Below are 19,971 nucleotides of genomic sequence, written 5' to 3'. Positions count from 1 at the left end.
CGATGCATCGGACGCAGAGCACGCTTCTGCCCGAAGGGCGTAGGAGCGACCGGGGCGGCGATCCGCATTGTTGGCGAAAGGGCTTGGCTTCTGCCCGAAGGGCGTAGGAGCGAACTTGTTCGCGAAAGCTTTATTCCGGGCGATACATCTTCAGCGGATGTAACGACCCTTTCGCGAACAAGTTCGCTCCCACGGCCTACGGCCAGAAGTGTGCTCTACGTCCGATTCTGAAGGTGCAGTGCCGCTGCACCCGGTTCCTAGACTTTCCACACGAGACACCCCTGTGAATACACCCGGCACCTATTCTCCCGACACCCCCGTCCCCGCCAGCCAGCGCGTGTTCGGCGGGCGGGATCTGTTTTCCCTGTGGTTTTCCCTCGGCATCGGTCTGATGGTGTTGCAGACCGGAGCCTTGCTGGCGCCGGGGCTGGGCATGTCCGGCTCGATGCTGGCGATCTTCCTCGGCACGCTGGTGGGCGTCTTGCTGCTCGCCAGCGTCGGCGTGATCGGGAGCGATACCGGCCTGTCGTCCATGGCCGCGCTCAAGCTCAGCCTGGGCAGCAAGGGCGCGTCGCTGCCCGCGGTATTGAACCTGCTGCAACTGATCGGTTGGGGCTCGTTCGAGATCATCGTCATGCGCGACGCAGCCAGTCTGCTCGGCGCTCGGGCCTTTGCAGAGGGCAGCCTGTGGAGCAGTCCGCTGCTCTGGACGCTGTTGTTCGGCGCACTGGCCACGCTGTTGGCCGTCAGCGGACCCTTGACCTTCGTGCGCCGGTTTCTGCGCAAGTGGGGCCTGTGGATACTCTTGACGGCGTGTGCATGGCTGACCTGGAACCTGCTGGCCAAGGCTGATCTGCCCGCGCTGTGGGCAACCTCCGGCGATGGTTCGCTGCCGTTTGCCTCGGGATTCGACATTGCCATCGCCATGCCGCTGTCGTGGCTGCCGCTGATTGCCGACTACTCACGCTTCGGGCAGCGCGCGAAAAGTGTCTTCGGCGGCACGGCTGCCGGCTTTTTCATCGGCAACTTCTGGCTGATGAGCCTGGGCGTCGCCTACACCCTGGCGTTCGCCCCGAGCGGCGAGGTCAATGCCTTGCTGCTGGCACTGGCCGGCGCAGGTCTGGGTATCCCGCTGCTCCTGATTCTGCTGGACGAGACGGAAAATGCGTTCGCCGATATTCACTCGGCTGCAGTCTCCAGTGCTCTGCTGTCACGCATCAAAGTCGAGCATCTGGCATTGGCGATTGGCGTGGTCTGTACGCTGATCGCCTGTCTGGCACCGTTGGCGCAGTATCAGAACTTTCTGTTATTGATCGGCTCGGTATTCGCGCCACTGTTCGGCGTCGTGCTGGTTGACCATTTCATTCTGCGTGGTCGCAGTGGTCAGGTAGCGGAGGGCGGTTTGCGCTGGATGAGCCTGCTGGCGTGGCTCGGCGGGCTCAGCACCTATCATCTGCTGGCCAATCTTTATCCTGAAGTGGGCGCAACACTGCCAGCGCTCATTGTCGCTGGCGTGTTGCAGCTGCTGATCGGCAGTGCGATCAACCGCGGCCGGGGAACAGTTCCGGCTTGAGGATGCCATTGAGCTGCGGATAAGGAATCTTCAGCTCGATGTGACCCATCGAATACGGCGCGATGGTATCGACCGAGTACTTGAGGATCACTGCACCGTAGGTCAGCGCAATGTGGGGCGTGCGCTTGAACGGCCAGGTCTTCATGAACTCGCTGTCTTCATTCATCTTGGTCGATACCAGCCAGCCCTGGTGGGCCAGTTGGGCTTTCTGCCAGAACTCGCTTTCCTTGCCCGGGATGATCATGTCAGCCAGGGTCAGGACTTTCTGCTGCTGACGCGAATAGTTGATGAACGCCCGACCCGGGTTGCCGTGGGCACCGCCGGTCTCCAGATAGCTGGACAGTTCGACCACTACGATACCGTCATGCTGCTCGCGTACCTTGGCCTGCAGATAGCTGGCGTTGCGACCCTGGGCCTGACTCAGGAACTGTTCCTGATAGGCTTTGATCGACGCAGGCGGCGATGCGCTGCTGTCGGCAACGGTCAGTTGCAGCAACGTCTTCTGAACGATGGCGTCCAGGCGCGGCTCATCGGGGAAGTGCACGGTATCGATGTTCACCAACGGGCAGTCGGTCGTGGTGCAGCCCGGCTTGATCAGCTCGGAAGCATCGCGCTGGACTTGCAGCGGTGTGCGCATGTTGGGCGTGAAGAGGCTTTGGCAGGCGCCGAGCAACAGGGCCAGGCAAGCCAGTGAAGTGATCCTCAATAACGACATGTTGATCCTTGGCAGTGTCAGTAAAGGCGGTTGCGTTGTACGTATGCAGGCTGGTTGGACTGTAAACAACGTCTTCGGTTCGATCATGGCAGATTAGAATTGTTTTAAGTCCCGGCCGTCTACCCTGCATCTTCAAGGGGGCTGCATCTGACTGCCGATGCGCGTTAGGATGGCCCGATGTCAAACACGGCGGCAAGCGAGAAACCCATGACCCAGACCACACGATCTGCACCAAGCGCTTTTGAAACCATAAAGCGTGAAAACTGCTTCAAGGGCTTCTATAAGCTGGACAAGCTGCATGTGCGCCACGAATTGTTCGCGGGCGGGATGAGCAAGGAAATCAGCCGCGAACTGTTCGTTCGCCACGACGCCGTCTGCGTGCTGCCCTATGACGCCAAACGTGACGAAGTCGTGCTCATCGAGCAGTTTCGTGTAGGCGCCATGAAAAAGACCAACAACCCCTGGCTGGTCGAACTGGTCGCAGGTCTGATCGACAAGGACGAGCAGCCGGAAGAAGTTGCTCATCGCGAGGCGGAAGAGGAAGCTGGACTGAAGTTCGAAGCATTGTGGCCGATCACCAAATACTTCCCTTCGCCGGGTGGCAGCGACGAATATGTTCACCTGTTTCTGGGGCGCTGCACGAGCGAAGGCGCGGGCGGCTTGCACGGGCTGGAATCCGAAGGCGAAGACATCCGGGTCACGGTCTGGTCATTCGATGACGCCATGCAGGCGATGAAAGACGGAATAATCAAGAACGCATCGACGATCATCGCCTTGCAATGGCTGGCGCTGAATCGTGCAGAGATAAGGGGTTTATGGTCGTGACTGTATTGCGCGAACGCTACCGTGTCGACCTTGCCGGACTGCAGGCCGCGTGCGAGGCCAACTACGCGCGCCTGATGCGCCTGCTGCCCGACATGCGCAACGAACAGCGCTCACGCCGCGTCGCCGTTACCCAGGGTGATCAGATGCTCGGCGTGCTGGCAGTCGAAGTGCTGCTCGACTGCCCGTACACCACCACCTTGCAGGTCTGCCAGGAACACAGCCTGCCCTGGCTGCCGGTGCCCAAGCTCGAAGTACAGGTCTACCACGACGCACGCATGGCCGAAGTCATCGGCGCCGAACATGCACGGCGCTTCCGGGGCATCTATCCCTACCCCAACGCCGACATGCACCAACCAGACGAAAAGGCCCAGCTCAACCTGTTTCTGGGCGAATGGCTGAGTCACTGCCTGGCGTGTGGGCATGAGTTTGAGGCGGTGCGCTGATCTATTCGCAATTCTGAATTTTTTATCTCGACCGGCCTCATGACCTATTTATTCAGTTGTGAATGACTTTGGCCGTCAGTGTTTATGCCTCAGGCATGTAGGTCGTGTCTGAATATATTCAAAGCGAGCAGCGTGTCCTTGAATTTGAAATTCCATGGCTTACATTCGCCATGACTTTCATTTACAGGCATAACGAATGAGCTATTTAGGGAGCCATCTGAATCATTGTCGGGCTGTGCCTTTCAACTGGTACGACACATGGCTTGTAGTAGTAAGCGGTGACGGCCCGAATATCTGTGGGCATGCCTTGTTGAAAGCGGGAGAGTTTTGTTTTCATATTGCCGGGTTGGCCGAACGGCCGTACTTCATGAGTGAAACTGATTACAGGCGTTATCTCAATGAATCCTCGAAAACAGAGCTGTTCCGTCGAAGAATACTTCTGACCGAGCCCGATGCGGCGCAGCGCAAACTTGAGGAGCTTAGCGCCAAGCCGTGGCACTGGTTTGGCATCCCCAATAATTGTGTTTCTTATGTCGAAGAGATTTTCAGTGCTGGCGGCTCTCGGGAATCCATGATTACCAATTGTCCAGTGAGATGGCGATGATCATCTATCGGGCTTTGATTGGTGGTTTCACTGGACTCATCTTCGGCCTTCTCCTATATGTCGGACTGATAACCCTGACAGGCAGCGCTCTGCGTGGGGAGCACTCCCTGTATATGGCCATTATCGGAGCGGTCATCGGTATTCTGTCTTTGAGGCTCATACCGTGGATCGTTCATCTGGCTGGATTGGCAGGAATGATTCTTGGTGTTGCCCTGGAGCTTTTGCTGGCGGGATATCTCTGGCCCGGAATGCCTTATGAGCGCGTGTTGAGCTATCTCTTGGGTGCGGGACTGGCAGGCATGGTGTCGGCCGGACTTATTGCTTCAATTGTGCTCAAGCACCGAGCGAATCAGCAAATGTGACCAAATGCTCGTCCGCACGCACATTCCCGGTTTACCCGCCCGCTGCCACATCACATAATCGCGCTGAATCCTCTCTGGGAGACGGTCTTGCCGAGCGCAGCCCTTTCATCGTCAGTTTTGCTGGTGCAGATATCCGATAGCCACTTGTTCGCCGAGGCGGACGAGGCGTTGTTGGGCATGAGCACGCGGGACAGTCTGGAAAAAGTCGTTGATCAGGTGCTGGCCGAGCAGCCGCACGTCGATCTTGTGGTCGCCAGCGGCGATATCTCGCAGGACGGCAGTGTCGAGTCTTACCAAGCGTTTCGTCGGATCAGCGGGCGGATCGATGCGCCAGCGCGCTGGTTCGCCGGTAATCACGACGAACTGCCGCAGATGGAGCAGGTTGCGCAGCCTAATGGGCTGCTCGACCCCGTGGTGGATATCGGCCAGTGGCGGGTGACGCTGCTGGATTCGGCGGTGCCCGGTTCGGTGCCGGGTTTTCTCGCGGCTGCGCAATTGCAGTTGCTGGAGCAGTCGCTGAGCGAAGCGCCTGACCGGCATCACCTGGTCTGCCTGCACCATCACCCGGTGGCGATTGGTTGTGAGTGGATGGCGCCGATCGGCTTGCGCAATGCCGATGCGTTGTTTGCTGTGCTCGATCGTTTTCCGCAGGTTCGCGCCATACTGTGGGGGCATGTGCATCAAGAGTTCGACCAGATGCGTAACGGCGTGCGCCTGCTGGCGTCGCCGTCGACCTGCATTCAGTTCGCCCCGGGCAGTGTGGATTTCAAGGTGGACACCTCGGCGCCGGGCTATCGCTGGCTGCGACTGCATGACGATGGACGGCTGGAAACGGCTGTTTCCCGAGTGGTCGGCCTGGAATTCGAGGTCGATTACGGCGGCACCGGCTATTGATCGGGCAGGCGGATACGTTTCCGGTGAGGTGCTGTAGCGTAAGTCCCTGTAAACTACACGGCTTTGCCTGGCACCCGGGAGCAACAGCGTGACGAGCGACACACCTTCACTGCTATACATCCATGGCTTGAACAGCTCGAACCTGTCGAGAAAGGCCTGTCAGCTCAGCGCGCTGATGAAATCCCTGGGTCTGGCTGATCGTCTGCAAGTCCCTGAACTGCATCACCATCCGCGTCAGGCCATGCTCCAGCTTGAAGCGGCTATCACGGCGCTGGGACGGCCATTACTGGTCGGCAGCTCCCTCGGCGGCTACTATGCGACTCATTTGGCGCAACGGCACGGCCTCAAGGCGGTGCTGATCAACCCGGCAGTCAATCCGCATCAGCTGTTTGACGGGTTTCTCGGCGTGCAACAGAACCTGTACACCGGCGAGCAGTGGCAGTTGACCGAAGACCATATCCGGGCGCTGGCCGAGCTGGAAGTACCCGCGCCGCAGGACTCGCAGCAGTTCCAGGTGTGGCTGCAGACCGGTGACGAGACGCTCGATTATCGTCGCGCCGAGAAGTTTTACCGGGCCTGTGCCTTGCGCATTCAGGCGGGCGGCGACCACAGCTTTCAGGGTTTTGCCGAGCGCATGCCGGCACTGCTGACGTTTGCCGGGTTTGCCCCTGATCTGTTGCAGACGATCGATCTGTCGGCGCTGTAGGTGATCGATGCCCGGTCACATGAATGCAAGAAGATTGAACCCCCGAAATTCCATGAAAGATTGATAACGAGAACCCATGGCCACTCCCAGCGCTAGCTCTTATAACGCAGACGCCATCGAAGTCCTCTCGGGCCTCGATCCGGTTCGCAAACGTCCGGGCATGTACACCGACACCTCGCGGCCCAACCACCTGGCTCAGGAAGTCATCGACAACAGCGTCGACGAAGCCCTGGCCGGTCACGCGCGTTCGGTACAGGTCATCCTTCATGCCGACAATTCGCTCGAAGTCTCCGACGATGGACGCGGTATGCCGGTGGACATCCACCCGGAAGAAGGCGTGTCCGGCGTCGAGCTGATCCTCACCAAGCTTCACGCAGGCGGCAAGTTTTCCAACAAGAACTACCAGTTCTCCGGCGGCCTGCACGGCGTGGGCATTTCCGTGGTCAACGCGCTGTCCACCCAGGTTCGGGTGCGGGTCAAGCGTGATGGCAACGAATATGAAATGACCTTCGCTGACGGCTACAAGGCCACCGAACTGGCGGTCGTCGGCACCGTTGGCAAGCGCAACACCGGGACCAGCGTCTATTTCGCCCCCGATCCGAAGTATTTCGATACGCCGAAGTTTTCCGTCAGCCGTCTCAAGCATGTGCTCAAGGCCAAGGCGGTTCTGTGCCCGGGCCTGCTGGTCAGCTTCGAAGACAAATCCAGCGGCGAGAAAGTCGAGTGGCATTACGAAGACGGCCTGCGCTCCTACCTGCAGGACTCGGTCACCGACTTCCTGCGCCTGCCGGACGAGCCGTTCTGCGGCAGCTTCACCGGTAACAAGGAAGCGGTCGACTGGGCGTTGCTCTGGCTGCCCGAAGGGGGCGACAGCGTTCAGGAAAGCTACGTCAACCTGATCCCGACGGCGCAGGGCGGCACCCACGTGAACGGTTTGCGCCAGGGCTTGCTGGATGCCATGCGCGAGTTCTGCGAGTTCCGCAACCTGTTGCCGCGTGGTGTGAAGCTGGCCCCGGAAGACGTCTGGGAACGCATTGCCTTCGTCCTGTCGATGAAAATGCAGGAGCCGCAGTTCTCCGGGCAGACCAAAGAACGTCTGTCGTCCCGTGAAGCGGCGGCCTTCGTCTCGGGTGTGGTCAAGGATGCGTTCAGCCTGTGGCTCAACACGCACTCCGAGCTGGGCCTGCAGCTGGCCGATCTGGCGATCAACAACGCCGGTCGGCGCCTCAAGGCGAGCAAAAAGGTCGAGCGCAAGCGCATCACCCAAGGGCCGGCGTTGCCGGGCAAGCTGGCTGACTGTGCCGGACAGGACCCGGCGCGCTCTGAACTGTTTCTGGTCGAGGGTGATTCTGCCGGCGGTTCCGCCAAGCAGGCTCGCGACAAGGAATTCCAGGCGATCCTGCCGCTGCGCGGCAAAATCCTCAACACCTGGGAAGTGGACGGCGGCGAAGTGCTCGCCAGTCAGGAAGTCCATAACATTGCCGTGGCCATCGGGGTTGACCCGGGCGCAGCCGATATCAGCCAGTTGCGTTACGGCAAAATCTGCATCCTGGCCGACGCCGACTCGGACGGTCTGCACATTGCGACGCTGCTGTGTGCCTTGTTCGTGCAGCACTTCCGCCCGCTGGTCGACGCCGGGCATGTGTATGTCGCCATGCCGCCGCTGTACCGGATCGACCTGGGCAAGGAAATCTACTACGCGCTGGACGAAGCCGAGCGTGACGGGATCCTTGACCGTCTGGTCGCTGAAAAGAAACGTGGCAAGCCGCAGGTCACCCGATTCAAGGGGCTGGGTGAGATGAACCCGCCGCAGTTGCGCGAAACCACCATGGACCCGAACACCCGGCGCCTGGTGCAGCTCACGCTGGATGATTTCGCCGCCACCTCGGAAATGATGGACATGCTGCTGGCGAAGAAACGTGCAGGTGATCGCAAGTCCTGGCTCGAGTCGAAGGGCAACCTTGCCGAGGTCCTGACTTGATACGAGCCTGGCTCGCCGCCCTGATCCTGATTGCCGCGCCGGTTGTCGCTGCGCCACTCGAGGCCCTGAAGCTGCAATCCGAGCACCCGGTAGATGACATGGCCGGTGGCAATCTGTCAGGTCTGGCAATGTGCAACGGCCAGTTGTGGACCGTGTCCGACCGTGACGACGATGTGCTGTACAGCCTGGATGTGTCGCAAGACACCTGGAAGGCTCAGTCACATCACATTGACGCACCGGCACCACAAAGCTATCTGCCGCTTAAGCTGCGTTTCATGGCGGGTCTTTCCGCGCTGATACGTGGCGGTAGTCTGGATTTCGAGGGTGTCAGCTGTGACGCCGCCGGCAATCGCTATCTGGTCAGCGAGGCTTACGGCGCAGTGCTCAAGGTTCCGGTCAGCGGTAAACCGTTCTGGCTGGATTTGCCGCAAGCGCTGGTGGATCAGGCGCGCGCTCAGGGCATGTTGCAGCGCTTCAACGCGATTTTCGAAGGGATTGCCGTGAGTCCTGCGGGCGACCGTCTCTGGCTGGCGGCCGAACGCGAGAAGCGCGGCTTGCTGGTGGTGCAACGCGACAAGGAGCAGTGGACCTGCGGGCAAAGCTGCGTGCTGCTGTCCGAGTCCGGTCTGGACGCGTTGCCGCCGGAGCAGGGCAGCAAAAAGGTGTCGACGGATTTTTCTGATGTGTCGTTGTACAACGGCAAGCTGTTCACGCTGGAACGTGCGGTGTATCGCATCTGTCGGCGTGATCTCGAAACCGGGCAGGTCGAGCGTTGCTGGTCGTTTGCCAAGGAAGCCATGGTGCCGTCGCGTCGTTACGATCAACCCTACGGCCTGACCGAGGCACTGGTGGTGGACGAGAAGGGCGTATGGATCGGCATCGACAATAACTTCGGTGTGCGTGCCGACGGTGAGAAACGCCCGATCGTCTGGCGTTTCGCTGCACCTGAGGCGGGCTGGGGTGCCGGGCAGTGAGCGAGGTGCAGCCTGGCAAACGCGCTGGCAAGGTGCTGATGATCGTGGCCTGGGCGGCCGGTCTGTTTCTCGCGACGCGCTTTTTCGGCGATTGGGAAGACCGGCAGCAGAACCCCAACGCCGTGGTCACCTCGCAACACGGTGACGGCTATATAGAGGTGCAACTGGCAGGCAATCGTCAGGGGCACTTCGTCACCACCGGCCAGATCAACGGCCGGACAGTGGAGTTCATGATCGACACCGGGGCGACCGATGTGGCCGTACCCGGTGATATGGCTGACCGTCTGGGGCTCAAGCGTGGCTTCCCCGTCACAGTCAGCACGGCCAACGGCAACAGTCAGGGTTTTCGGACCACGCTTGACCGCTTGCAACTGGGCGATATCGTCCTGACCAATGTGCGTGCCCTGGTGGCGCCCGGTCTGGACGGTGAACAGGTGCTGCTGGGTATGAGCGCAATGAAACAACTCGAATTCACACAGCGTGGCGGCAATTTGCTGCTGCGCCAGTCAACGAAATAATGAGGCCCGCATGAGCGACTCCCTTGACCTCAGCCTGGATGGTGTAGAACGCCGATCATTGGCGGACTTCACCGAACAGGCCTACCTCAACTACTCCATGTACGTGATCATGGACCGTGCCTTGCCGCATATCGGTGACGGCCTGAAGCCTGTTCAGCGACGCATCATCTACGCGATGAGCGAGCTGGGCCTGGGTGCCGACGCCAAGCACAAGAAGTCGGCGCGTACCGTCGGCGACGTGCTCGGCAAGTTCCACCCGCACGGCGACTCGGCCTGTTACGAAGCGATGGTGCTGATGGCTCAGCCGTTCAGCTACCGCTACACGCTGGTGGACGGGCAGGGCAACTGGGGTGCGCCGGATGATCCCAAATCCTTTGCGGCCATGCGCTACACGGAGGCGCGTCTGTCGCGTTACTCGGAAGTCCTGCTCAGCGAGCTGGGTCAGGGCACCGCTGACTGGGTGCCGAACTTTGACGGCACCCTGGACGAACCTGCGGTGTTGCCGGCACGTTTGCCGAACATCCTGCTCAATGGCACCACCGGTATCGCCGTCGGTATGGCGACCGATGTGCCGCCGCATAACCTGCGCGAAGTCGCCAGTGCCTGCGTTCGTCTGCTGGACGACCCCAAGGCCACGGTTGCCGAGCTGTGCGAGCACATTCTGGGGCCGGACTATCCGACCGAAGCGGAAATCATCACGCCGCGTGCCGACCTGCTGAAAATCTACGAGACCGGACGTGGCTCGGTGCGCATGCGTGCGGTTTATCGCATCGAAGATGGCGACATTATCGTCACCTCACTGCCGCATCAGGTATCCGGTGCCAAGGTGCTGGAACAGATCGCCGCGCAGATGCAGGCCAAGAAACTGCCGATGGTTGCCGACCTGCGCGACGAGTCGGACCACGAGAACCCATGCCGTATCGTGATCATCCCGCGCTCCAACCGGGTTGAGCTGGACGAGCTGATGCAGCATCTGTTCGCGACCACCGAGCTGGAATCCAGTTACCGGGTGAACATCAACATCATCGGTCTGGATGGCAAGCCGCAGCTCAAGAACCTCAAGACGCTGCTGGGCGAATGGCTGACGTTCCGTATCGGTACGGTGCGTCGCCGCCTGCAATTCCGCCTGGACAAGGTCGAGCATCGTCTGCACCTGTTGGACGGTTTGCTCACGGCTTACCTGAACCTCGATGAAGTGATCCACATCATCCGTACCGCCGAGCATCCGAAGGCGGAGCTGATTGCGCGTTTCGATCTGTCGGAAATTCAGGCCGATTACATCCTCGACACCCGTCTGCGCCAGTTGGCGCGTCTGGAAGAGATGAAGCTGCGCAGCGAGCAGGATGCCTTGCGCAAAGAGCAGGCCAAGCTTCAGGCGTTGCTGGGCAGCGAGTCCAAGCTGCGCAAGCTGGTGCGTGCCGAGCTGATTGCCGACGCGGAAACCTATGGCGACGACCGTCGTTCGCCTATCGTTGCCCGTGCCGAAGCCAAGGCGCTGTCTGAAAACGAATTGATGCCCACCGAGCCGGTGACTGTCGTCCTGTCGGAAAAAGGCTGGGTACGCTGTGCCAAGGGCCACGACATCGACGCTACCGGGCTTTCCTATAAAGCCGGGGACGGTTTCAAGACCTCGTCCATCGGCCGCTCCAATCAGTTCGCCGTGTTCATCGACTCGACCGGGCGCAGCTATTCGGTTGCGGCCCACACCCTGCCATCAGCGCGAGGACAGGGCGAGCCGCTGACGGGCAAGCTGCAACCGCCACCGGGTGCGACCTTCGAGTGCGTATTGCTGCCGGAAGATGATGCGCTGTACGTGATCGCGTCGGATGCCGGTTATGGTTTTGTCGTCAAAGGCGAAGACCTGCAAGCCAAGAACAAGGCGGGCAAGGCGCTGCTGAGCCTGCCGGCCGGGGCGAAAGTCATCCTGCCTCGCCCAGTGCCTGATCGCGAGCAGAACTGGCTGGCGGCGGTGACCACCGAAGGCCGTCTGCTGGTGTTCAAGATCAGCGATTTGCCGCAGTTGGGCAAAGGCAAGGGCAACAAGATCATCGGTATTCCGGGTGAGCGGGTAGCCAGCCGTGAAGAGTATGTGACTGATCTTGCGGTGATCGGACAAGGCGCTACGCTGGTACTTCAGGCGGGCAAAAGAACGCTGTCGCTGAAACCTGAAGACCTCGAACATTACAAGGGTGAGCGAGGCAGACGTGGCAATAAACTGCCAAGGGGCTTCCAGAGGGTCGATGCATTATTGGTGGAAAATAGCTGAAAACATTGATCTGGCACCAAGGTTCTTCGTTTTGCCATGAAGTACGATGCATAATCGCTGGAGTCATGGTGCATATTCACGGATGATATGGGGTCTTGGGGTGCATGCGTGGCTCAGTGCCTGCATGGGTCTTGAAAGTACTAATACTGTGGCCTGTCTCTGGACGGCCACCTGGATGGGATGATGAATTTTCTACGCCTTCCCTTGATCCTGCTGATGACTGGCGTTCTGGGTCTGGCTGGTTGCAGTGTGCACCAGCCGACCGCGCTTTATCAGCTCGATAGTGGTGAGCCTGGTCAGCCGAAACAGAGTAGTGGTCTGGCAGTATTGCTGGGTCCTGTTTCGGTGGCCGACTATCTGCAACGCGAAACCCTGCTGCAACGCCAGCCTGACGGTACCTTGACCGCTTCGTCCGATGGGCGCTGGGCAGGTAACCTGTCTTCGGATATCGACCAGCTGCTATTGCGTCAGCTGGCCTGGAAGCTGGACAGCCAGCGCGTCGTCATGGCGCCCGCAACGGCCAGCTTCACGCCCGATGTTCAGGTCGTGCTGTCCATCACTCGCCTGGACTCCGGTGCCAAACAGCCCGCAGTACTGGACGCACAATGGCGACTTGTGGACCGTAAGGGCCACGTCCGTGACAGCCGACTGGTTCACCTGGAACAAGTCCATGCCGGCAGCTCTGCCGATCAGGTCAAAGCCCAAGGCATGCTGTTGCAGCGGCTGGCTGATCAGGTCAGCACGGCGATCAAGCCGATTTCCTGGCAGGCGCTCGACGAGCCGAAAAAAACGCCTGTCGCCAAGGCCAAAGAGCCTGACAAGCCAAGAATTCCCCTGGCGTCCCCTATACGCACCGATCTGGAAGTGTTCCGCTTCTAGGATCGGCCCAACAAAAAGCCCGCAGCGATGCGGGCTTTTTGTTGGGCGCTCATCTCTGGTTCCCACACCTCGGCGTTCCTGACGCGCCGCACCGTCAGGATAGGACGCAGAGCGTCCAGAACGGCATGCCCACGCTGGAGCATGGGCACGATGGTGAACTGCGTGACCTACCGGTGCGTGGGGCATGGGCGCGATATTGATCTTGCGGACACCTATCGTTCCTCACGCCACTCCGCGTGGGAATGCAGTTCGTGACGCTCTGCGTCAACTAATTTGCGTCGGACCAGGTCAGTCAGGATAGGACGCCGAGCGCCCAGAGCGGCGTGCCCATGCAGAGCATGGGCACGAGAGAAGAGTGAGCGGAGGAGAAGATCAGGCCTTGTTGGATTCGTGCATGCGCGCCAGCTGGCGTTCGAGCATCGACGGGTAGGGCTCCATCAGGCGTTCTACGCAGCAGGCACCTTCCGGGCTGGCGATCGGGCGGATACGGGCGCGTTGGCGGATCAACGGGTCGTCGTTGATGCGGCGCTCGACCAATAGCAGGTTGCGGCTGTGCTGGGACAGCGCCAGTGCATCCTGCGCGGTTTCGGTCAGCAACAGATCGATCTGACTCAGCCCACTCAAGCCCTCGCCCAGCGTCAGGCCCAGTTGCAGTTGCAAGGTGATGCCGCTGTCGGCCACCTCGATCTGCAAGGCATGACTGAGTGCGCGCAACAGCTCGCCGCAGCAGATCGCGTTGGTCAGGTAGTCATCACCGCTTTCGTGGCTGTGGAACAGCATCAGCGTGCTGCCGTCATTCAGGGTGTGCAGCTCGCTTTCATACAGCGAGGCGGCCTGATCGAGGCAGTCGCGGTAGCGTTGCAGCAATTCGGTCAGGCGTGCGCGCGGCAGGCGGCGCAATTGATCCTGCGCACCCAGCTGCACGGCCAGCACTGCGCTGTTATGCGGTTCGATCGGCGCTACCGAGGCCGCAGTCGGGCGAACGGCTGGCGAGTTGTCCGAGTGGTCGCGCAGATCGGCGAATGGATCCTCATCGTCGTCTTCATCTTCTTCGGCAACGATGCGGCGCTGCACCGGTGGCGCCGGCAAGCGCGGTTTTGCTTCGCTACTGCGTGCCGAAACCTTTGGTGCGGGCTTCTCTTCCGGCTCCAGATAAGGATCTTCGCTGTCGTCTTCCTCGCCGTCATACTCAGGCTCGGGCAACGGTTCTGGCTCCGGCACCGGCGGCGCGAACGAGGTGCGCAACTGCCGCGCCAGATCGCCGACTTCATCCTGGCGATCGGTGGCCGGTGTGTACGGGTCAATATTCCGTAGCCAGATACGCATCTGCATCAGTGGCGTGGAGATGTGGCGGCCAAGGCGCAGGCTCAGGGCCAGCGCCAGGGCCAGCAGGATACCGGCCAGAATGCCCATGCTCTGCAGACTGATGGTCAGCGGCTGCTGGAACTGCGACATGTCGAGGCTGATGCGCAGATGGCCCGCCATCACGTCCTGGAACGTGATCTTGATTTCATACAGACCCTGAGCTTCCCCCAGCAGCCCGTTTTTCGGGCGCTGACCGGCCTCCGCGAGGATGCGGTTATCCACACTGTAGATAGCGGCATGCGCGACCAGCGGATTCTTGACCAGATTGCCCAGCAGCACGTTGAGACTGAGGATGTCGTTGGACACCAACAGCTCGGTAGCCGAGGTGGCGGTCTGGGTAGTCAGGGCCTGCCCCAGCGCATCAGCCTGTTCATGCATGGCCTGCTTGAACTGCAGGCCCATGACACCGGCGTAGATCACCAGCGCCAAAGCGACCAGGATCACGTTATGGCTGGCAATGCGCAAAGCGATCGGTACACGGCGATGACGCAGGGCACGAAAGATGAGCAGGAAGAAATTATCGGTTTTAACGGGCGTGGGCCGGTTCACAGAGCACGGCTCTTTCGGTGAAGTTGTCGCGCAGTATAACGAGCGACCCAGTGGCGGCAAAGCGCTGCCTGTGCCCGGTGGTCACTGAATGTGGTTAGAATGCGGTTTTTTTCCACTGCGGGGGTGCGCCTTGCGCGAAATCGTCCTGATTAACATCACTGGTGTCGACCGTCCCGGTCTCACTGCGGCCATCACCGGCGTCCTCGCCCAGGGTGGCGTGAACATTCTCGATATTGGTCAGGCGGTGATCCACGACACCCTGTCGTTCGGCATCCTGGTTGAAATTCCGGATACCGTGCAGGGATCCTCGGTGCTCAAGGACATCCTGTTCACCGCTTACGAACTGGATCAGCAAGTCCGTTTCACGGCGGTGTCCGAAACCGACTATCAACACTGGGTCGAAGGCCAGGGCAAGGCGCGTCACATCGTTACGCTGCTGACCCGCAAGGTCACGGCCGAGCAATTGCAGTGCGTCAGCGCCATCACTGCCAAGTACGGGCTGAATATCGATCAGATCGATCGTTTGTCCGGTCGCATGCCGCTCGACACCCCGGCCGACAAGGGCAAGGGCTGCATCGAGTTCACCGTGCGCGGCGAGCCTGCCGATCCGAAAGCCATGCAGGCCGAATTCCTCGCGGTTGCCCAGGATCTCAACGTCGATATCGCGTTCCAGCAGGATTCGCTGTTCCGTCGTAACCGGCGCCTGGCGGTGTTCGACATGGATTCGACCCTCATCGAGGCCGAAGTCATCGATGAACTGGCCAAGGCTGCGGGCGTCGGCGAGCAGGTTTCCGAGATTACCGAGCGTGCCATGCGCGGCGAACTGGATTTCAGCGAAAGCTTCAAAGAGCGTCTGGCCCTGCTCAAGGGGCTCGATGTGAGCGTGCTGGATGAAATCGGCGCGTCTCTGCGCCTGACCGAAGGCGCTGAAACGCTGTTCTCCGAGCTCAAGCGACTGGGTTACAAGACAGCGATTCTGTCGGGTGGCTTCACCTATTTTGCCAAACAGCTGCAAGCAAAGCTGGGCATCGATTACGTCTTTGCCAATGAACTGGAAGTGGTTGACGGCAAGGTGACCGGCGTAGCCGTCGAGCCGATCGTCAATGCGCAGCGCAAGGCCGATCTGTTGCGCGAACTGGCCCACAAGGAAGGGTTGAGCCTGGAGCAGACCATCGCGGTCGGCGACGGTGCCAATGACTTGCCGATGCTGGCGATTGCCGGGCTGGGTGTAGCGTTCCGTGCCAAGCCGCTGGTCAAGCAATCGGCCAAACAGGCCATTTCGACGCTGGGACTCGATGGCGTGCTGTACCTGCTGGGTTTCCGCGACCGCGAAGGAAAGCGCTGACGCTCAGGCCGTCGTGATCTGCTCCTGATGGCGAGGGGCCAATCGCGACGGCTGCCGCAATGACCGCTACAGCGTGCCCCACAAGGAATCGAATTCCTGATCCGGCCTGACCTTTTCGGTTTCGGCCGCTTTCGGGGTGTCGTACATCTGATACTCGAACTGATTGTAACTGGCGCTGCTGACCTGCCGGTTGCTCAGTGACGCGCGGCGTTCTTCACCGTCGACGTTGATCATCACCTTGTTGCCCTCCTGAAAAGGCAGGCGTGGTGCAAGCACGGTGGGCGGTTTTTCCATGGCTCGTACTTCGGGCAGCATCAGGGTTCGCAGGTACTGGCTGTTCTGCTGTTCGCGAATCAGTTGCATACCGCACGGCTGGGCAAACGGGGCGATCAGTTCGATCCCCATCTGTGTGCCGCCGCTGCGTACCTGACGGATCCAGCGCACGATGGCAATGCTCCAGCCCTGGCCTGCGTCGTCCTGAATACCCACCAGCTCGCCAGCCTGCAACTGCTGAGGCACATCCTTCTGCCACGCCAGGCAGTAACCGCCCGGGCTGTGGTTGACGATATTCAGGTCGAAGGTCGGAAACGTGTGCTGGTTGTTGGAAAGCGATTCGCTGTCGCCGTCGTTTTTCGGGTATTCGATCTCTTCGTAAGGCAGCAGAACGGATGAGCTCTTGCCGCGCTGCGTATCAAAGGCCGAGGCCCATGGATCGTCCGCGTCATCATTGGCCATCTTCAACGAAAAGCTCGCTGCACTGGTGGTGCTGTTCAATTGCAACAGCTCGCTGAACGACTTCTGGCCCGCGACATAGAAATGCAGCGCGCTCATGCCGATGCACAGTTTCAGCGTGCCCTTACCAGGCGTGCGTTGAAAGGTGCGTTCGGCCACATCGCCCCAGGCGACCGCCAGATGCTGCAGCAGGTCGGTGTTGATGCCGGTTGGAATCAGCAGCGGCGAGGGCGTGCGCTGGTCGTCGGGCAGGGCCAGATACTGATTGATCGCTTCCGCCAGCGCGAACGTGTTGATACCCAACAGCCGTGGAGATTGTTCGTCGTTGAACAGCGTGCGATACAGCGGTGGTTTGTCGGCAGTCGGATCCAGGGCAAACAGGCTGCTCTCCTCGACAGGCGACTGCAGCTTTACCAGCGCGCTCCAGGCCTCCAGCGCATCGGCCAGTTTGCCGATGTTCAGCTGACGCATCTGATTGCAGCGCGAGCAGCCCATCAGCAGCGCGATCACATAGGTCTGTTCCACGCTCAGCACTTTGCTGTGATGGGCCAGAGGCTCTTCGACCGGCGTGTTGTGCAACTGGTACTGACGGGCAATCTGGTAGATCTGATGCAGTTCGAGCCACAGGCCGTCCTGAACCGGACAGTAAAGCTGGTTGGCGCGAATCAGCGGCCCGTTTAGCCCGTGCAGTGCGCGTTGCAACGCCATGCTGAACAGCCCGGCCTGGTCTCGGGTGTAGCGCGGGGCGACCTGCTGAATGATTTGCTTGTAACCGGTCGCCAGATGGTTTTGCAGCGCCTGGCAGAGGTTGGCCACCTTGCGTGGTCGCTCGTCCAGCACAATGGCCTGATTGAGAAAGTGGCGTTCAAGGTGCTTGCAGACGAAGTACACCTCGGGCCGCAGCAGTTCAAGCAATTGCAGGCGGTTTTCGCTCGGGGTGATCAACTGGTTCAGCTCGGTCAGCCCTTGATAGAGCTGGCGTGCCATTTCTCCGAGGTTTGCCTTGGGCAATCTGGAGATCCAGCGTTTGAGGTCGCGGGGGTTGGCTTCACTGAATGTCAGGCTCGACTGCGTCGGCGTGGGGGCACGCAATAGCAGAGGGAGGCTAAAATTACTCATGTGACAGGCAAGCTCCAACAACTCACTGGCGCGGACGATGGCTTCATAAGGGGGCCGAGGTTATCGCGCACCCGCGATGTGCCGAGCATACGCCCATGAAAGTGCGAAGTATCCTACAGCATCAATCGGACGACTTTACCAGTATCGACATCGCTTCGCAGCAGTTATGGCCCTAAGCTACTACCGTCCGGCGGCACGATGCATGAGCGCCACTGTCCATCATCGGACACTCATGCATCAAGGCTCAGGCCTCCATCATGCCTGGGCCGGAACAGCCAGTGCCTGGCCCATTTGAACCTTGGAGCCAGCGGTCAGTTGTTCGGCCCATTTCACCTGACCTGGACCGAACAGCACGATGGCAGTAGAGCCCAGCTTGAACCGACCCATCTCGGCACCTTTTTCCAGGTGAATCGGCGCACGCGCCGCTTCGTCGTAGCTGAACGTCTTCAGTTCACGCTTGGGCGGCGTGACCAGCCCGGCCCATACCGTTTCGACAGACGCCACAATCATCGCGCCCACCAGTACCACTGCCATTGGCCCGCGCTCGGTGTCGAACAGGCAGACCACTCGCTCGTTACGGGCGAACAGCTCGGGTACGTTTTCGGCTGTGGTCTGGTTGACCGAGAAGATGCGGCCCGGTACGTAGACCATTTCGCGCAGCGTGCCAGCCAGTGGCATGTGTACGCGGTGATAGTCCTTCGGCGACAGGTAGACGGTTGCGAACTCGCCGCCCATGAACGGCGCTGACAGCTTGGGATCACCGCCGAGCAGTTCGAGCACGCTGAAACTGTGGCCCTTGGCCTGGAAGATCCGGCCGTGGTCGATAGGGCCCAACTGGCTGATGGCACCGTCGGCTGGCGAAAGAATCGCGCCCGGCGTGGTATCGAGTGGGCGGGCGTCGGCTTTCAAAGCGCGGGTGAAGAACGCGTTGAAGTGCTCGTAGGACGTCAGGTCTTCGACCAGTGCCTGCGACATGTCCACTTGATAACGGCGGGCAAACCACGCGGTGAAAGCGTTTTTGAACCAGCGTACGCGGCATTCGGCAACGCAGCCTGCCAGTCGGGACAGCAGGTGGTGCGGCAGCAGGTACTGGCTGATGATGAACAAGCGGTCTTTCATTGAAGGTCCTGAGGATGAGTGTCCTGAATATTTCTGTGAGGTCCGTCCCGGTTCGGTGGCGCGGGCCGGTTCGACGGTTTCGGCTGGTGCTGGCTGCGCAGGCGCGACGGGTTGTGCAACCTCGACTGCCTCGACGGGCGCCGCGGCCACATCCGGCAGTTCTACCGGTGTCTCCGGGTGATTGCCCCATTCGCCCCACGAGCCGGCATAGGCCTTTACCCTTGGGTAGCCCAGCGCCTTGGCCACCAGATAGGTGAAGCCCGAGCGGTGATGGGTCTGACAGTGCGTGATGATTTCCTTGTCGGGCGTGATGCCCAGATCACGAAGGATCTCCGGCATGTCCTGGCGAATACGCAGGTTGCGCGTCTTGTCCATGCCCGCCGTCCACTCGAAATTGACGGCGCCGGGTATGTGGCCGCCTTTGGCCGCGACCACTTTTTCGCCCGAATACTCGGTCGGCGCGCGGGCATCCAAGATCGCCAGATCGGCGGCGCCCAGACGGCTCTGCAGGTACTCACGCGTGGCGGTAGGTTCGTCGTGCAGCGTCAGCGTGACCGGGGCATCGGCAGCAGGCGGAACGTCGGTGCTCAGCGGTAGCAATTGCGCTTCCCAGGCCAGCAGCCCACCGTCCAGATAGTGATAACGGCTGTGGCCGATGACATCCAGCAGCCAGATGAAACGCCCGGCCCAGCCGCCGCCTTCGTCATCGTAGACGACATACACGGCGTCGGGATTGTGGCCCAGCTCGCCGAATAATTGCTCAAGACTGGCAGTGTCGGGCAGCAGGCCGGGGGCAGGAGGCTTGCCCAGCTGTGTACGTTTCGGATCGACGAAGCGGGCACCGCGAATGTGCCCGGCTTCGTAGCGAGCGCTGCTGGTCAGATCCACGAGGATCAGTTCCGGGGCGTCTAGACGCTCAAGCAGATCGTTGGGTTCGATGACCAGCGACAAGCCAGTGAATGCGGACATTTGCAGCCTCCGATGAAAGGAAAGGGGCGAATT

The 19,971-nt window shown here is 60.4% G+C and carries 17 protein-coding genes and 1 pseudogene; 13 read left to right on the top strand and 5 right to left on the bottom strand.

Annotated features, from left to right (window positions below; translation table 11 throughout):
• The first annotated feature begins 283 nt into the window (after positions 1 to 283).
• Positions 284 to 1,573 (top strand): putative hydroxymethylpyrimidine transporter CytX, encoded by a 1,290-nt coding sequence (cytX, locus tag LIX91_RS10830; protein WP_103689900.1) that lies wholly within the window; start codon positions 284 to 286, stop codon positions 1,571 to 1,573.
• Here the strand turns inward: cytX and LIX91_RS10825 are convergent.
• Positions 1,542 to 2,288, bottom strand: coding sequence for an RsiV family protein (locus tag LIX91_RS10825; protein ID WP_004409450.1), 747 nt, complete (start codon positions 2,286 to 2,288; stop codon positions 1,542 to 1,544). The genes cytX and LIX91_RS10825 overlap by 32 nt on opposite strands.
• A 207-nt stretch (positions 2,289 to 2,495) precedes the next feature.
• Between LIX91_RS10825 and LIX91_RS10820 the strand changes: the two genes are divergently transcribed.
• From LIX91_RS10820 to LIX91_RS10770, 11 genes are all read left to right on the top strand, one after another.
• Positions 2,496 to 3,113 carry an NUDIX domain-containing protein gene (locus LIX91_RS10820; RefSeq protein WP_003342963.1) on the top strand — a complete coding sequence of 206 codons (618 nt, stop codon included), beginning with the start codon at positions 2,496 to 2,498 and terminating at the stop codon, positions 3,111 to 3,113.
• Positions 3,104 to 3,556, top strand: a complete 453-nt coding sequence (locus LIX91_RS10815) for a DUF1249 domain-containing protein (protein ID WP_003414449.1) — start codon at positions 3,104 to 3,106, stop codon at positions 3,554 to 3,556. Before LIX91_RS10820 ends, LIX91_RS10815 begins: the two co-directional genes overlap by 10 nt.
• A gap of 196 nt (positions 3,557 to 3,752) precedes the next feature.
• Positions 3,753 to 4,160, top strand: coding sequence for a hypothetical protein (locus LIX91_RS10810; protein ID WP_226488469.1), 408 nt, complete (start codon positions 3,753 to 3,755; stop codon positions 4,158 to 4,160).
• Positions 4,157 to 4,522 (top strand): hypothetical protein, encoded by a 366-nt coding sequence (locus LIX91_RS10805; protein ID WP_100072877.1) that lies wholly within the window; start codon positions 4,157 to 4,159, stop codon positions 4,520 to 4,522. Before LIX91_RS10810 ends, LIX91_RS10805 begins: the two co-directional genes overlap by 4 nt.
• 87 nt (positions 4,523 to 4,609) lie before the next feature.
• The gene (gene cpdA / locus LIX91_RS10800; RefSeq protein WP_103696038.1) at positions 4,610 to 5,416 is read left to right on the top strand and encodes a 3',5'-cyclic-AMP phosphodiesterase; all 807 of its coding nucleotides are present in this window, start codon (positions 4,610 to 4,612) and stop codon (positions 5,414 to 5,416) included.
• Between the two features lie 88 nt (positions 5,417 to 5,504).
• On the top strand, positions 5,505 to 6,122 hold the full coding sequence (locus LIX91_RS10795) for a YqiA/YcfP family alpha/beta fold hydrolase (protein ID WP_226488468.1): 618 nt from the start codon (positions 5,505 to 5,507) through the stop codon (positions 6,120 to 6,122).
• Positions 6,123 to 6,198: 76 nt separating this feature from the next.
• Positions 6,199 to 8,103: a DNA topoisomerase IV subunit B gene (gene parE / locus LIX91_RS10790; protein WP_003414454.1), complete on the top strand. Its 1,905-nt coding sequence runs from the start codon at positions 6,199 to 6,201 to the stop codon at positions 8,101 to 8,103.
• On the top strand, positions 8,100 to 9,077 hold the full coding sequence (locus LIX91_RS10785; protein ID WP_226488467.1) for an esterase-like activity of phytase family protein: 978 nt from the start codon (positions 8,100 to 8,102) through the stop codon (positions 9,075 to 9,077). Before parE ends, LIX91_RS10785 begins: the two co-directional genes overlap by 4 nt.
• Before the next feature lie 38 nt (positions 9,078 to 9,115).
• Positions 9,116 to 9,595 carry a TIGR02281 family clan AA aspartic protease gene (locus tag LIX91_RS10780; protein WP_153222477.1) on the top strand — a complete coding sequence of 160 codons (480 nt, stop codon included), beginning with the start codon at positions 9,116 to 9,118 and terminating at the stop codon, positions 9,593 to 9,595.
• 10 nt (positions 9,596 to 9,605) lie between these two features.
• Positions 9,606 to 11,861 carry a DNA topoisomerase IV subunit A gene (gene parC, locus LIX91_RS10775; RefSeq protein WP_003317178.1) on the top strand — a complete coding sequence of 752 codons (2,256 nt, stop codon included), beginning with the start codon at positions 9,606 to 9,608 and terminating at the stop codon, positions 11,859 to 11,861.
• A 183-nt stretch (positions 11,862 to 12,044) separates the two neighbouring features.
• Positions 12,045 to 12,740 carry a membrane integrity-associated transporter subunit PqiC gene (locus LIX91_RS10770; RefSeq protein ID WP_226488466.1) on the top strand — a complete coding sequence of 232 codons (696 nt, stop codon included), beginning with the start codon at positions 12,045 to 12,047 and terminating at the stop codon, positions 12,738 to 12,740.
• A gap of 372 nt (positions 12,741 to 13,112) precedes the next feature.
• Here LIX91_RS10770 and LIX91_RS10765 read toward each other — a convergent pair whose 3' ends face one another.
• Positions 13,113 to 14,654, bottom strand: coding sequence for a HAMP domain-containing protein (locus tag LIX91_RS10765; RefSeq protein ID WP_003414460.1), 1,542 nt, complete (start codon positions 14,652 to 14,654; stop codon positions 13,113 to 13,115).
• A 130-nt stretch (positions 14,655 to 14,784) separates the two neighbouring features.
• Between LIX91_RS10765 and serB the strand changes: the two genes are divergently transcribed.
• A complete protein-coding gene (gene serB / locus LIX91_RS10760) occupies positions 14,785 to 15,999 on the top strand; it encodes a phosphoserine phosphatase SerB (RefSeq protein ID WP_003431946.1) in 1,215 nt (404 codons plus the stop codon).
• A 66-nt stretch (positions 16,000 to 16,065) separates the two neighbouring features.
• On the opposite strand, the gene LIX91_RS10755 is transcribed toward serB, so the two are convergent.
• The 3 genes and pseudogenes from LIX91_RS10755 to LIX91_RS10745 form a co-directional block, all read right to left on the bottom strand.
• Positions 16,066 to 17,850 (bottom strand): molecular chaperone, encoded by a 1,785-nt coding sequence (locus tag LIX91_RS10755; protein ID WP_226488465.1) that lies wholly within the window; start codon positions 17,848 to 17,850, stop codon positions 16,066 to 16,068.
• A gap of 255 nt (positions 17,851 to 18,105) precedes the next feature.
• Positions 18,106 to 18,969 (bottom strand): archaetidylserine decarboxylase, encoded by an 864-nt coding sequence (asd, locus tag LIX91_RS10750; protein ID WP_032634688.1) that lies wholly within the window; start codon positions 18,967 to 18,969, stop codon positions 18,106 to 18,108.
• Positions 18,970 to 19,125: 156 nt separating this feature from the next.
• Positions 19,126 to 19,938 (bottom strand): annotated as a pseudogene (locus LIX91_RS10745) (rhodanese-like domain-containing protein); the annotation flags it as partial.
• Positions 19,939 to 19,971: the final 33 nt, after the last annotated feature.

Source organism: Pseudomonas sp. B20 (assembly GCF_020515755.1).
GTDB lineage: Bacteria > Pseudomonadota > Gammaproteobacteria > Pseudomonadales > Pseudomonadaceae > Aquipseudomonas > Aquipseudomonas syringae.
Note: the sequence above shows the minus strand (reverse complement) of the source record. Positions and strands in the feature narration are given on the sequence as shown.